Genomic DNA, 13,223 nt, shown 5'->3' with positions numbered 1-13,223 from the left:
CGTTCATATTTAAGGTTTCGTGCTCAATATTAATTAATTTTTTCGAAAATATCTTTTCTTTTCAGCGGTAAACTCATGCAATGTGAACCGCCTCTTGCCCGTGAAAGCTCAGCGGAAGGTAACAGGATAATGGTGTCTTTCACTTCCTCCGGCCGGATCCGGTTATTTTCAAAATCAGCCAGCAGCTCAGCGGCAGAAACCAGCCGGAAACCCTGCTCCCGGAAAGCCTCATCGGTTTTGTCATTCCGGTCGTAGGCAATAGCTACTCCTTCCCGGAGAACCAGCAGGTTGCACGAGTCGGTCCATTGCTCCCTTTCCCCGAACGGGAAGCGGTCATTTCCCGAATATACAAACCGCACCGGCCCCTCACATTTGAGGTCGTCTTTCGAAATACGGGCCAGCAGGTCTTCCAGGTGATCGATGTCGCGCACTTCAATACCGTCCGGGCCGTTTACAAACGTTTTGATCCGTACTTTTTCATCGTTACCGGCCGGTTCAAAATCGTCCCAGGCCTTGGGGTAATCCTGTTTTTTGTGCACAATTGACCTCAGCAATACCCAGACATCGCGCCGGATATGCGTAAAAACCGTATCAATATGCATGTAATCGCGTTTGCTGGGTATTTTTACGATCGAAACCTTTTCCACGACTTTCTTTTCAAAAAGCTTGCTCATGGTTTGCCGGGCGGCATCAAGGGTGGTGCGCTCCGAAATCCCGATAAGCAGGTGGTTGGGAGCCACCATCATCACGTCGCCGCCTTCCAGGGTATCTATCCGGCGGGTCTTGTCTTCCGGCAGCAGGAAATGCGCTTCGTCTTCTTCTATCTCGATGATCCTGCCGGTAAAATCGCTGAAAAGCGGGTGATTGAAGAAAATGTACTTGGCGATCAGCGACTCGCGGGTGCGGGCCGATTTGGCCGGTTTGGTCAGGATGATGTGATCGTTGACCACCACACCCAGGTCTCTTGTAAAAATCAGGTTGGGTACGGGCGGGAAAAACATTTCGTCCGCATCGGTCATGCCCGTGATCAGGATTTTCGACAGCTCGCGGTTGGAATATTTCAGGAAATGCCTCATTTCCAGGTACGAGCACTCTTCAATGGCCGCAACGGCAGCCACCAGCGGGATTCTTACTTCGGGGTTTTCCAGCACCTCGAAAAGGAGCCGTTCGATATCAATGACCTTATCCGACTCAAAATAATGATCCGAGTTGGGCTTGAAGAACTCCCTGCGCGCGTCTCCGGCACTGTCGTACCAGCGGATAGCCTCAGGATCCAGGAAATGCAGGAGGAGCTTCACATACAGGTCATACTCCTTCTTCCGCATGGTATCCAGGTGAATAATGTCCTCAAACAGCCAGTCCTGCGCCTTTGAGGGGACCACCTTGCCCAGTCCGCTGTCAGGACTGTGAATAATCAGCCTTTCTAAAGCAGCAATTTCCGAATTGACAAAAATGGAGGTATTCATAGTGTGTTTTGTTGATATTTGCAATATGGTTTTTGCTTTTTACAAAGTCAAATTAATTCTGTAAAAATATCTTTAATAGTAAAAAAGCGAAAATATATAAATATATGTATAATTTTTTAACTATCTAAACAAGGTATCTTTCCGGAATAATATCCGGCGGGTCATTCTGCTTCCCTGACTTTTCGTGTATTTTTGTAGCGCAACAAGCATTTTTAAATGAACAATACTACTTTGCTGAACCTGGCCGGTACGTGGGGTACGCCCCTGTACGTGTATGAAGGAGATAAAATAGAAGAAAAGGTCAATGAGCTGCGGGCGGCTTTCGCCGGCGTGCCCATGAAAATAAAGTACGCCTGCAAAGCCAATACCAATATCTCGGTGCTTTCGCTTATGCGCACATTGGGCGTGGAAGTAGATGTGGTGTCGCCCCAGGAAATGCACCTGGCTCTGAAAGCCGGGTTTGCGCCGGAGCAGATTACGTTTACATCCAGCGGGGTAGGGTTTGAAGAAATTGAAGAATGCCTCAGCCACGGTGTGCTGATAAATGTAGACAACCTTTCCGCAATGGAGAAATTCGGGCAAAAATATGGCAGTAGCCGGCCGCTCTTTCTCCGGATCCGTCCCAACGTGGAAGGCGGCGGTAACCTGAAGATCTCTACCGGGCACGGCAATTCCAAATTCGGGATCCCGGTAGAACAGAAGGAGGAGATCCTGAAGCTGGTGAACCGGTATAACCTGAATATCGTAGGCCTGCACCAGCATACCGGATCAGATATTAAAGACGGGGAGACGTTCATCCGGGCGGCGGAGGTGATGTTCAGCCTGGCCATGAGCTTCGGCAATCTCCGGTACCTCGATTTTGGTGGTGGCTTTAAGGTGGCTTACCGCGAAGGCGATGCCGTAACGGATATGAAAGACCTGGGCGACAAGCTGTCGGCACGTTTTCAGGACTTCTGCAAAGCGTACGGCCGGGAGCTGGAGCTCTGGTTTGAGCCGGGGAAATTCCTGGTGAGCGAATCGGGTTTCCTGCTGGCGCAGGTAAACGTGGTAAAAAATAACCCCAACGGCACCTTGCTGGGACTGAATACCGGCCTTAACCACCTGATTCGCCCCATGATGTACGATGCCTACCACGATGTCATCAATATTTCAAAAGCGGGGCTTCCCGCACGAAAAAAATACAATGTGGTTGGATATATGTGCGAAACTGACGATATTGCTAAAGACAGGGAGCTTCCCGAAACGGAAGAAGGCGATATCCTGGCCATCCGGAACGCCGGGGCTTATGGTTTTACCATGGCCTCCCAGTACAACAGCCGCTTCCGGCCGGCAGAAGTGCTGGTGTATCGCGGAGAGGAATACCTGATCCGCCGCAGGGAAACGCTGGACGATATTCTGAAAAACCAGGTGCTGATCACCTTCTGATATGGATTTTGCGCGTTCACAAAAAACCGATGATTTTATAGCCCCCGATTTTTACGGGGTAGATGAGCTGCTGTCTGAAGAGCAGCTCCTGGTACGTGCTTCGGTGCGCGACTTTTGCAAAAAAGAAATCTCGCCCATTATTGAAGATGCGGCTCAGCAGGCAAAGTTTCCTCTTTTCCTGGTAAAGAAAATGGGTGAAATGGGATTGTTCGGTCCTGTTATCCCTGAAATCTATGGAGGAATGGGCGCCGATTATATCACGTACGGACTGATGATGCAGGAGCTGGAGCGGGTAGACTCGGGTATCCGGTCTACGGCATCGGTACAGGGTTCGCTGGTCATGTTTCCCATTTTTGAATACGGCTCTGAAGAGCAGCGCCTGAAATACCTGCCCGCGCTGGCTGCCGGTGAGCGGTTGGGAAGCTTCGGGCTCACCGAACCCGATTTCGGTTCCAACCCGGGCGGAATGCGTTGTCACTTTTATGAAGAAGGCGACCACCTGGTGCTGAACGGTTCGAAAACCTGGATCTCCAATGCTCCCTTTTGCGACCTGGCCGTGGTGTGGGCCAGGAATGAAGAGGGAAGGATCAAAGGGTTGATCGTGGAAAGGGGAATGGAGGGTTTCAGTACCCCCGAAATAAAAAACAAGTGGTCGCTGAGGGCCAGCGCTACCGGCGAGCTGGTATTTGATCATGTCAGGGTACCAAAGGCCAACCTGCTTCCGGGTGCCGACGGGCTGCGGGCGCCTTTACGCTGCCTCGATAACGCCCGGTACGGGATTTCCTGGGGTGCGGTAGGCGCAGCTATGGACTGCTATGAAACAGCCAGGAAATACGCATTGGAGCGGATACAGTTCGACCGGCCCATTGCTTCCTTCCAGCTGGTTCAGAAAAAGCTGGCCGAGTTCCTGACCGAGATCACCAAAGCGCAGCTGCTGACCTGGAAGCTCGGGAAGAACAAAAACGAAGGGGCAGCCACCTCTTCCCAGATATCCATGGCGAAGCGCAACAACGTGGCCATGGCGCTGAACATTGCCCGTGAAGCGCGCCAGATCCTGGGTGGAAACGGTATCACCGGAGAGTACCCCATTATGCGGCACATGGCCAACCTTGAGTCGGTGGTCACCTACGAGGGTACCCACGATATCCACCTCCTGATCCTGGGGCAGGAAATTACCGGGATACCGGCTTTCAAATAAAATACTTCGTTTTTCGTTATATATCTGGTGGTATAGCGATTTTATTTTGGTGTTTATATAATTATACAAATATTATGATCAATGTAGGAATAGTTGGCTTCGGATTATCCGGAAGGTATCTTCAGGCTCCTTTCTTTCTGACAAATCCCCAATACAACCTGGTGAAAATTGTCACCTCCAGGGAGTTGCCGCCGCATATTTTTGTAGATACGCTGAGGGTGGATTCTATTGATGATCTGCTTGCGGATAAATCCATTGATCTGATCTCTATCTGCTCACCCGGCTCCACGCATTTTGATTATGCCGTAAGGGCCCTGGAGGCAGGAAAGCATGTTATGGTCGAAAAACCCGTTACTGCCCGGCCTGCGGAAGCCGAAACGCTCTTTGAGCTGGCCCGGAAAAAGGGCAAAGTGCTGAATGTGTTCCAGAACAGGCGGTACGACAGTGATTTTCAGACCGTAAAAAAGGTGATAGAATCGGGTATTCTGGGAGAAATTTTGTCGTATGAAGCGCATTTCGATCGTTATAAGCCGGTATTGAATGCCAAGGCGTGGAAAGAAGCGCCCGATGCCACCACCGGTATTCTTTATGACCTGGGCGCTCACCTGGTAGACCAGGCCATCTGCCTGTTCGGGAAACCCGCTTGTATCTCGGGGGAAACATTTACCCAACGGGCCAATTCGGCCATTGACGATGCCTTTCAGCTCTATATGGATTTCGGCAAGGTAAAAGTTACGCTGAAGTCCGGCCTGCTGGTCAAAGACCCGGGCCCTAAATATGTGGTTCACGGTACTTTAGGCTCGTATACCAAATGCGGAATGGACGTGCAGGAAGACCACCTGGTAAGCGGACTTTACCCCGTTCAGCCCGGTTTCGGGCAGGAGCCGGCTTCTGACAACGGCCGTATCCGCACCTTAACGCACGGCCTGGAGATACAAGGAACCGTTGAGACCCTGCCCGGCAACTGGGCCCGTCTCTTTGATGACCTGGCTGAGGCCATCCGCTCGGGCAAAGAGCCGGAAATTCAGCCCTGGCAGATCGTGGAGCAGATCAGGATACTGGATGCGGTGAAAAGCGCAGGGAAAATCTAAGGGAGTTAAAAGTTAAAAACGAAAAGTTAAAAGTTAAGGAATATTAGTTCATAGATTAATTATGAGAAAATGTTCCTTAACTTTTCGTTTTTCACTTTTCACTAAAACGGATAATCTCCCCCGTCCGGCTCCTTTTGCCCTCCTTCCGGCGGATTGATCTTACTCTTAAAAGTGCTCAGGCCGGGATCTGACGGCCCCTGCGACTCAAAATGATCCAGGCCGGAGACCTGGCTGAAGGCCGAACTGCCCAGGGTATTGTTGTATTCGCCCAGGTTGGCGAATTTCGTGTACTTTCCTACAAACCGCAGCTGTACCGTTTCAGTGATACCGGCCCGGTTTTTGGCAATGATCACTTCTCCCACGCCCTCGGTTGAATTCCCGTTTTCGTCTTCCATGATCTTGTAATATTCCGGGCGATAGAGAAACATCACCATGTCGGCATCCTGTTCAATTGACCCCGATTCCCGGAGGTCAGACAGCTGGGGCCGCTTGTTCCCGCCCCGGGTTTCCACGGCACGGCTCAGCTGCGAGAGCGCAATAACCGGTACTTCCAGCTCTTTGGCCAGGTTTTTCAGCGAGCGGGAGATCGTGGCAATTTCCTGCTCACGGCTGTTGGATACGCCTGAGCCCGCGTCGCCGGTCATCAGCTGCAGGTAATCAATGATGACCATCTGTATATCGTGCTGGGCTTTGAGGCGCCGGCATTTTGCCCTGAGCTCCAGGATGCTGAGCGCGGGTGTATCGTCAATAAAGATATTGGAAGAGGCCAGCCTGGTGATCCGGTGATGCAGCTGCTCCCATTCGTGCTGCTGCAGGGTGCCTTTCCGCAGCTTTTCACTGTCCAGCTCGGCCTCAGCCGATATCATCCGGAGCATCAGCTGGGTAGAAGACATCTCCAGTGAAAAGATGGCTACGGGCTTCTGGTGGTCTACGGCGGCGTTCCGCATGGCCGAAACCACAAAAGCGGTCTTACCCATACCGGGCCGGGCCGCAATAATGATGAGCTCGGTTTTCTGCCAGCCTCCTGTGAGCGCATCCAGCTCTTTGAACCCGCTGGGCACCCCGGTAATGCCTTCGTTATTGTTTAATTTCTTGTTCTCCAGCTCGGCAATGGTGGTCTTCATGATGCTTTTGGCATCTGCATAGTTTTTGCGGATGTTCCGCTCCGAGATCTTGAAGAACGACTGCTCGGTCTTGTCGAGAAGCTCAAAAATATCCAGCTCGTTTTCAATGCCTTCTTCCATGATCTCCGATGCCACCCGGATCATCTCGCGTTTAATACCGGCCTGCGCCATGATCATGGCGTGGAATTCCACGTTGGAAGCCGAGTTGATATGGCTGGTCAGCGCAGCCACGAAACGGGGCCCGCCCACCTGCCTGATCAGCCCTTTGCTCCGCAGCTCACGGGTAACGCTCAGGGTGTCTATGGCCTCGCCGGCATCGGCCATATCCAGGATGACCTTGTAAATGACCTTGTGCTCTTCCAGGTAGAAGCTGTCGGGTGAAAGAATCTCACGGATAAGATTAACTGACTCTTTGTCAATAAGTAATGCGCCCAGTACAGCAGATTCTATCTCTGTAGTATGGGGTAAACGGCCGACTTGCTGCCGTTGAATTCCGGGGGTAATATGTAGCGCGGTGTCGTCCAAGTGAAAAGGGTCTTCATACCAAATCGGTTCACAAAATTAACAGGAAAAGGCAGCTAAAAAACAGGGCTGTTTCTAAATCGCCCTTCTCTGATAGAGGAACGTTCTAAGTTTCAGGGAATTGAAAAAGGGAAGTTTTTTTTTGTGGAAAAAAAAAGGTTATTGTTAATAAATTCCACAAATTTGTGTACAAATTAAACCTTGCCGCATTTTGATAGAAAAGTCTGTAAAATTAGAGATTTCAAACCTGAATGAGTTCTTCGGACCGCAAAACGAAAACCTGAAAGAATTGAGCCGGTCGTTTCCTGAAAGTAAGATCATTGCGCGTGGAGATGAAGTTTTTCTGAAAGGATCAGACGCCGATATTGCCCGCATAGAAGACGTATTCTCCCGGCTGCTGCAGTACTTCGAAAAATACAATGTGCTGCCCCTGAAAGAGGTGCAGAACACGCTGGAAGGAAACAAAATAGATGAATTCCTGAACCAGGACGATATTATTGTTCACGGGAACCGCGGACTGATTGTTAAGGCCAAAACCCGCAACCAGAAAAGGCTGGTGGAAGCCGTGAAAGACAATGATATTGTTTTTGCCATAGGCCCTGCAGGTACCGGGAAAACGTTTACCGCTGTGGCACTGGCCGTAAAGGCGCTTAAAGATAAATCCGTACGGAAAATCATTATCACCCGGCCCGCAGTGGAAGCCGGGGAGAACCTGGGTTTCCTGCCCGGTGACCTCAAAGAGAAAATTGATCCTTACCTGCGGCCCATCTACGATGCGCTTGACGACATGATCTCTGCCGATAAGCTCAAGGGCTACCTGGAAAAGAACACCATCGAGATCGCGCCCCTGGCTTACATGCGCGGCCGGACCCTCGATAACGCGTTTATACTGCTCGATGAAGCCCAGAACACCACGCCCATGCAGCTGAAGATGTTCCTGACCCGTATGGGTCCTTCTTCCAAAATTATTATTACCGGTGACCGCTCGCAGGTAGACCTGCCCAAAAACCAGCGGTCCGGACTGGAAGAAGCCGCAAGGATACTCCGGCGCATCAACGGGATCGCCTTTATAGAGCTGGACGGTAAAGATGTGGTGCGGCACCCGCTGGTGGTAAAAATCCTGGAAGCCTATGAAAAAGCAGATACTTAGTCTCTTTTTCCTCGTTTTATGGGGAAAGGCTGAAGCGCAGGCCGTCCGGTGTGCAGCCGATAGTAAAGCAGTAGAAAATGCGGCAATTCACGAGCTTATCAGCCGGAAAGTGGAGGAAATGAGGTCAGAGAAGCTGCGAAAATCAGCCCTCGAAGAAGTGATCCGCATACCCGTGGTGGTGCATGTCATTCACAACAATGCGTCAGGTACCCGCTCGGGCTCCAATATCAGCGACGAACAGGTGTTTTCGCAGATCGAAGTGCTGAACGAAGACTACCGGCGTATGCCCGGCACGCCGGGGTACAACACCAACCCGGTGGGGGCAGATATGCAGATCGAATTTTTCCTGGCCAACATTGATCCTGACGGTCACCCTACTTCGGGCATTAACCGGGTATACAGCAGTCGCCGCAGCTTCAATATCCTGTCAGAAACGCGTGCCATCTCCGATCTTTCCTATTGGGATTCGAACAAATACCTGAATATCTGGGTAACCACGCTTACCGGCAGCTACCTGGGCTATGCTGAATTCCCGATCGGGAACTACGACGGGCTGGAAAGTACGGATATCGACGAACGGGTAGACGGCGTATTTATAGATTACCGGGCCTTCGGCCGGAAAACAGGAACGGTGGAAGCGCCCTATTCCTTCGGCCGCACCACCACCCACGAGGTGGGCCACTGGCTAGGACTGATCCATACCTGGGGCGATACCCGCTGCGGCACCGATTACTGCGACGATACTCCGCCGGCCGAATCGTCGAACAATACGCTGGTGTGTTCGCCGCTGTACTCCAACTGCCGGGGCGTTACCACCCGCAACATGATTGAGAACTATATGGACTACACCGTAGACAGCTGCATGAGCATCTTCACGCAGGACCAGAAAGCGCGGGTAAGGGCTATTCTCGAGATCAGCAAGCGCCGGCAGAACCTGCTGGCCGGGGTTGATATTTTTGAGCCGGTAAACGATCAGCTCGTTTTGAAGATTATGGGCAACCCGGTAGAAGGCAGCGGCCTCGACTGTAAAGTGCTGGTCAGCGAGGCGCGCGATTACAAAATAGAAGTTTTTGATGACCTGGGCAGGGTGCTGTTTTCGGAAGAATATACCAACTCGCTGAGCAGGGTGATTCATATTCCCAAAAGCAGGGTAGGGAGCGGGATGCGGCACCTGCGGCTGTCGTCAAAAGACACGCAGATCGACCGGCGGATCATATTTTTATAGCAGTGTTATGGAGAAACCGAAGTTTGACGATATTTTCATGGAGCTGGCCATTAACCTGGCCCGCCGTTCGCATTGTGTGCGGGCCCAGGTGGGGGCCGTGCTGGTGAATGACACCCGGATCATATCCATAGGGTACAACGGCCCGCCGGCCGGCACGCACAACTGCGACGAGGAGTTTGGCGAGGCCGGCTGCCCGCGCGACTCCAAGGGAAGCTGCTCACTGGCCCTCCATGCCGAGCAGAACGCCATTCTTTATGCCACCAAAAACGGGGCGAACGTAGAAGGCTCTACCTTGTATGTGACGCTGTCGCCCTGCATTGCCTGTGCGCGGGTGATCTACTCCATGAAGATAAAAAAAGTGCTTTACCTGAATTCCTATGCCGAATACAAAGGCATAGGTGTGGATGAAGGCGTGGAATTTCTCAGGAAATTCGGTACGGAAGTCATTAAATACGAAATGTCATGAATTACCTGGCCCACCTGTTTCTTGCGGGTAAAAATCACGGGATGATCCTGGGCAGCCTGCTGGAAGACTACATTGTTGGCGGCGTGGAAAACGAAACCAACCGGCACCTGCCGGCCGATGTCAAAACCGGCCTGAAGCTGCATCGTCACATTGATACCTTTACCGATTCAGACCGGGAGGTGGCCGCGTGCAAGCAGTTCTTCTATCCCGGTTTCGGCAAATATGCGCCGGTAGTGGTAGACGTGATCCTGGATCATTTCCTGCACAAAAACTGGGCTGTTTTTGCCGGCGAAGAATTTGACGTCTTCAAAAACCGGGTGTACGATTCCCTTACCACGCAGTATACGGAATTGCAGCCCCCGCCGTTGAAAGCATTGGTGGAGTCAATGGTATACCACGACTGGCTGAAGAGCTATATTCATTTCCGGGGCGTGGAAAAAGCCCTGTCCAGCCTCAACCGCCGCGTGCAGCAGGTGGATCTTACGGAAGCCCTGCCGGTCATGAAGCAGCATTACGGGGAAATCGACCGGCTGTTCCTGAGTTTTTTTAAGCGGCTGAAAGAGTCGTGCGACACTGAATTTTTTAAAGATGGCCAATAATTACCGGAAAATTATCCGTGAGCTTCAGCGCGACAAGCTGAAGCCCCTGTATTTCCTGCACGGAACAGAATCGTATTATATCGACAGCTTTGCCGATAAAATACAGGAGATCGCTATTCCCGAATATGAAAAGGGCTTCAATGAATATGTGCTGTACGGCAAAGACGTCAGCACGGGAGATGTGCTGAACTACGCCCGGAAATTTCCCATGATGGCCGAAAAACAGCTGGTGCTGGTCAAAGAAGCGCAGGCCATTTCAGACCTGGGCCAGAAAGACGCCCAGGGATTGATGGAAAGCTACGCCCGGAACCCGCTGGAATCCACACTGCTGGTGCTGTGCTTCGGGAAACCGCAGGACGAGCGCAAAACCTGGGTAAAATCGTTTGGCGTGCGGGGGGAGATCCACAACTTTAAAAAAATGTACGATTCAGAGGTGCCCGACTTCATTGCCGAGCTGTGCCGGGAAGAAAATGTGAAGATCAGCCCCAAAGCCATTCAGCTGCTCAGTGAGCACCTGGGAAACAACCCGCAGGCCATCAGCAACGAAATTGAAAAGCTGAAGCTCAACCTCAAAGAGGGAGAAGGGGTAGACGCCGATATCATCGAGCGTTTTGTGGGGGTATCCAAAGAATTCAACGTATTTGAGCTTCAGAAGGCGCTGATCGACAAAAACGCCACAAAAGCCTTCCGGATCGCCAACTATTTCGGGAACAATGCCAAAGATCATCCGCTCACCATGAACGTGATCTCCCTGTATAATTTCTTTTCAAAAGTACTGCTTCTGCACGGGCTGGGCAACAAGCCCGACAGTGACCTCGCCCGTATCCTGGGTGTGAATCCCTACTTCCTGAAAGATTACAAACGCGCGGCCCAGTCGTATTCTCTGCCCCAGCTGAGACGGGCGGTGCATGCCCTGCGGCTGGCCGATGCCCGCTCAAAAGGAGTAGACGCAGGAAGCGCCACCGAATCAGATATTTACAAAGAGCTGGTCTATAGTTTCCTGAGCTGACTTTTTTTGCACAACTTTACCCAACTTCAAATATTTATCCATAAATTTCATGGAAGTTTTTTCCCCTGATTTATGAAAGCCCCTTGTTTGCTCGCGATGCTCTTCTTTGCAACGGTAAACGCCTGGTGCCAGGTGCCCAAAACAGAAGACTCCCTGATCGTATTTCTGGAAAAGCAGCCCAGGGATACCAGCTACGTGCAGGCTTTGAATGAATATTCCTTTATGAAGGTCAGGAACGGGGATTTTAAAAAAGCAAACGAGCTGATTGACGAAATGGATCAGCTGGTACAGAAGCTGGACTATAAGCAGGGCTTATACTATGTGATCAATATGCGCGGGGTGGTAGAATATTTCAGGCAGAACCCCAAAAAAGCCATGGAGTATTTTCTGAAGGCCCAGGAGGTCATAGAGAAATATAACCTTCCCCAAAAAAGACACCAGAACTCCCTGAACAATATCGGTATTATCTATGAACAGATGGGTGACCGCGAAAATGCCACCCGGTATGCCGTGAAGCTGATTGATTACCAGGAGAAAAATAAGCTTAACCCCCTGAAGAGCTGGCCGTACGATCAGCTGGGAAGTAATCTCAAATTTTATAAAAAGTACAAAGAGGCGCTGATCTATTATCAGAAAGGCCTGGATGTGGAAACCAGCCTGAACGATTTTTCAGGCATGGGCATTGGTGAAAACAGGATAGGGGCGGTGTACGATGATCTCGGCCAGTATAAGGAGGCTGAAACCCATTATAAGAAGGGCCTGGCACATGCAGAAAAAGCAGACCATAAGATGCTTCAGTCAGAGCTGTTAACTAACCTGGGCCTGATTTACCGGAAGACCGGCGATTACGCGAAATCAGAAAAATACCTGAAAAGAAGCATGGCTATCTGTAAGGAGATGGATGTGCGTACCCCTTTAAAAACCATTTATCACAACCTGGGCGACCTGTACTTTTTTCAGCATAATTATCCCCTGTCAGAAAAATACTACCTGGACGCCCTGGAGATCGCCAAAGAAACTGAGCAGCCGGATTATCTCTATACCGCTAACCTGGCATTGGCCGAGCTGTACGAAGAAACAGAAGACTTTAAGAAAGCCTATACCTACCGGGTAGCTTCGGAGGTAGCCAAAGATTCGTTATTCAAGGTAGAAACTGCTCAGGCTACCGAAGAAATGCTGCGGAAGTATGAAACCGAGAAAAAAGAGCAGGAAATAGCGCTGCTGAACGTAAAGAACGAGAAAGCCGCCCTGGTCAATAAAAGTATTACCGGCGGCGGAATTGCCTTGCTGCTGCTTACCGGGCTGTCGGCGGGCTATGTGCTTAACCGGAATAAGCTCAAAAGGATGAGAGAGTACCAGGAGCTCAGGAACAAGATTGCCAGTGACCTGCACGACGAGATCGGCAGTACCTTAAGCAGCATTATGCTGATCAGCGATATGGCCCGGAAGAAAGAGGGGAGCGATCACCGTATGTTTTCCAAAATCAATTCCGACTGCCGAACGGTGATGCAGTCGGTAGACGAGATCATCTGGTCGGTCAGCCCCGTTCACGATAACCTGGAGGGCATAGTGCTGCGTATACGTGAATTTGCCACACCCCTGGCCGAATCGGGTAATTTTACCTTTGAGATTATGGCAGAACCGGAGATCGGTGGCCTGAACCTGCCTGCCGATGTACGGAGGAATATCTACCTGATCATCAAAGAGGCTGTCAATAACCTGGCCAAATATTCGGGCGCTACGGAGGCGCTCCTGACGTTCCGGCCCTTAAAAAACATGCTCCGGATCACCGTTCAGGATAACGGGAAAGGCTTTGACCCCTCACTGGCTTCGGGCCGGAACGGCCTGACCAATATGCGAAGCCGGGCAGAAGAAATCAAAGCGCAGCTCGACATCCGTTCGTCGGCTTCGGGTACCGTGCTCACGCTGGATGTGCCCTTTTAAGCGG

General features: G+C 51.1%; 11 protein-coding genes. 9 read left to right on the top strand and 2 right to left on the bottom strand.

Annotated features, from left to right (window positions below; all coding sequences use genetic code 11):
• Positions 1-29 precede the first annotated feature (29 nt).
• A complete protein-coding gene (locus AB2U10_RS05320) occupies positions 30-1,466 on the bottom strand; it encodes an arginine deiminase family protein (protein WP_367913047.1) in 1,437 nt (478 codons plus the stop codon).
• 216 nt (positions 1,467-1,682) lie between these two features.
• Between AB2U10_RS05320 and lysA the strand changes: the two genes are divergently transcribed.
• From lysA to AB2U10_RS05305, 3 genes are all read left to right on the top strand, one after another.
• Positions 1,683-2,891, top strand: coding sequence for a diaminopimelate decarboxylase (gene lysA / locus AB2U10_RS05315; protein ID WP_367913048.1), 1,209 nt, complete (start codon positions 1,683-1,685; stop codon positions 2,889-2,891).
• 1 nt (position 2,892) lies between these two features.
• Positions 2,893-4,089, top strand: coding sequence for an acyl-CoA dehydrogenase family protein (locus AB2U10_RS05310; protein ID WP_367913049.1), 1,197 nt, complete (start codon positions 2,893-2,895; stop codon positions 4,087-4,089).
• 74 nt (positions 4,090-4,163) lie between these two features.
• Positions 4,164-5,180 carry a Gfo/Idh/MocA family oxidoreductase gene (locus AB2U10_RS05305; RefSeq protein WP_367913050.1) on the top strand — a complete coding sequence of 339 codons (1,017 nt, stop codon included), beginning with the start codon at positions 4,164-4,166 and terminating at the stop codon, positions 5,178-5,180.
• 101 nt (positions 5,181-5,281) lie between these two features.
• Here AB2U10_RS05305 and dnaB read toward each other — a convergent pair whose 3' ends face one another.
• Entirely contained in the window at positions 5,282-6,829 is a 1,548-nt protein-coding gene (gene dnaB, locus AB2U10_RS05300) for a replicative DNA helicase (protein ID WP_367913051.1), read from the bottom strand.
• A gap of 208 nt (positions 6,830-7,037) precedes the next feature.
• Here dnaB and AB2U10_RS05295 point away from each other — a divergent pair, with 208 nt between their 5' ends.
• From AB2U10_RS05295 to AB2U10_RS05270, 6 genes are all read left to right on the top strand, one after another.
• Positions 7,038-7,976 carry a PhoH family protein gene (locus tag AB2U10_RS05295; RefSeq protein ID WP_367913052.1) on the top strand — a complete coding sequence of 313 codons (939 nt, stop codon included), beginning with the start codon at positions 7,038-7,040 and terminating at the stop codon, positions 7,974-7,976.
• Positions 7,957-9,201, top strand: coding sequence for a zinc metalloprotease (locus tag AB2U10_RS05290; protein WP_367913053.1), 1,245 nt, complete (start codon positions 7,957-7,959; stop codon positions 9,199-9,201). Before AB2U10_RS05295 ends, AB2U10_RS05290 begins: the two co-directional genes overlap by 20 nt.
• Positions 9,202-9,208: 7 nt before the next feature.
• The gene (locus AB2U10_RS05285) at positions 9,209-9,667 is read left to right on the top strand and encodes a deoxycytidylate deaminase (protein WP_367913054.1); all 459 of its coding nucleotides are present in this window, start codon (positions 9,209-9,211) and stop codon (positions 9,665-9,667) included.
• Positions 9,664-10,266 carry an acyl carrier protein phosphodiesterase gene (locus tag AB2U10_RS05280; protein ID WP_367913055.1) on the top strand — a complete coding sequence of 201 codons (603 nt, stop codon included), beginning with the start codon at positions 9,664-9,666 and terminating at the stop codon, positions 10,264-10,266. Before AB2U10_RS05285 ends, AB2U10_RS05280 begins: the two co-directional genes overlap by 4 nt.
• On the top strand, positions 10,256-11,275 hold the full coding sequence (gene holA, locus AB2U10_RS05275; RefSeq protein WP_367913056.1) for a DNA polymerase III subunit delta: 1,020 nt from the start codon (positions 10,256-10,258) through the stop codon (positions 11,273-11,275). The genes AB2U10_RS05280 and holA overlap by 11 nt, the downstream gene beginning before the upstream one ends.
• 72 nt (positions 11,276-11,347) lie before the next feature.
• The gene (locus AB2U10_RS05270) at positions 11,348-13,219 is read left to right on the top strand and encodes a tetratricopeptide repeat-containing sensor histidine kinase (RefSeq protein WP_367913057.1); all 1,872 of its coding nucleotides are present in this window, start codon (positions 11,348-11,350) and stop codon (positions 13,217-13,219) included.
• Positions 13,220-13,223: the final 4 nt, after the last annotated feature.

Origin of the sequence: Leadbetterella sp. DM7, from assembly GCF_040829825.2 — a bacterium.
Classification (GTDB): domain Bacteria; phylum Bacteroidota; class Bacteroidia; order Cytophagales; family Spirosomataceae; genus Leadbetterella.
The sequence above is the reverse complement of the archived record's forward strand: the minus strand, read 5'-3'. Positions and strand labels throughout refer to the sequence as shown.

Coding starts and splice junctions, on each gene's coding strand:
- holA (WP_367913056.1), top strand. CDS start 10,256: ATGGCCAATAATTACCGGAAAATTATCCGTGAGCTTCAGCGCGACAAG.
- AB2U10_RS05285 (WP_367913054.1), top strand. CDS start 9,209: ATGGAGAAACCGAAGTTTGACGATATTTTCATGGAGCTGGCCATTAAC.
- AB2U10_RS05290 (WP_367913053.1), top strand. CDS start 7,957: ATGAAAAAGCAGATACTTAGTCTCTTTTTCCTCGTTTTATGGGGAAAG.
- lysA (WP_367913048.1), top strand. CDS start 1,683: ATGAACAATACTACTTTGCTGAACCTGGCCGGTACGTGGGGTACGCCC.
- AB2U10_RS05280 (WP_367913055.1), top strand. CDS start 9,664: ATGAATTACCTGGCCCACCTGTTTCTTGCGGGTAAAAATCACGGGATG.
- AB2U10_RS05320 (WP_367913047.1), bottom strand. CDS start 1,466: ATGAATACCTCCATTTTTGTCAATTCGGAAATTGCTGCTTTAGAAAGG.
- AB2U10_RS05310 (WP_367913049.1), top strand. CDS start 2,893: ATGGATTTTGCGCGTTCACAAAAAACCGATGATTTTATAGCCCCCGAT.
- AB2U10_RS05270 (WP_367913057.1), top strand. CDS start 11,348: ATGAAAGCCCCTTGTTTGCTCGCGATGCTCTTCTTTGCAACGGTAAAC.
- AB2U10_RS05305 (WP_367913050.1), top strand. CDS start 4,164: ATGATCAATGTAGGAATAGTTGGCTTCGGATTATCCGGAAGGTATCTT.